Source organism: Novosphingobium arvoryzae, from assembly GCF_014652615.1.
In the GTDB taxonomy this organism is placed as follows: Bacteria; Pseudomonadota; Alphaproteobacteria; order Sphingomonadales; family Sphingomonadaceae; genus Novosphingobium; species Novosphingobium arvoryzae.
Window position 1 is genome coordinate 1 of sequence record NZ_BMZD01000034.1, and the last position, 493, is coordinate 493.

1 protein-coding gene is annotated in these 493 nt (G+C 53.5%); it reads left to right on the forward strand.

Features of this window, described 5'->3' with window-relative positions:
- The coding region (locus IE113_RS16205) for a hypothetical protein (RefSeq protein WP_229822725.1) at positions 1-399 on the forward strand (399 nt) is incomplete at its 5' end.
- Positions 400-493 lie beyond the last annotated feature (94 nt).

The window sequence follows — 493 nt, forward strand, 5'->3', positions numbered from 1 at the left end:
AGTACCAGGCTGATTCCCCGCTCCGGTGAAAATGGGCAGTGGCAACTGAAGGACGAGGCGCCTGCAATAGTCCTGCCTGATGAAGAAATTCTTGAGCCCATCGACGACGCCGGTCTCGATGACGGAGACCAGGAAGATGAAACGCTGGATGACGATGAGATCGAAGTAGACGAAAGCGAAGGAGAGGAACTGGAGGAAGTGGACGACGCTGAAGAGGCCGAGGAGGCTGAGCAGGAAGAGAAACATCCTGCCAAGCCAAACTTTAAAGCGCCGAGGGATAATGGCGATGGTACCTACATGGTGGAGTTTGAATTCGATGGCCGTCATTACGCCTGGTCTGGTGCCGCCGGTGATCGGGTAGAGGCAATGCAATCTGCCTGGAGTGCCTACTTCAAGTGACAAAAAGGCCACAGGTTATCGCCTGTGGCCTTTCCAGTATCCAGCCCTACAAAATCAGGAAGAGACGACAGGAGCCTATGATTTTGTGGATAAG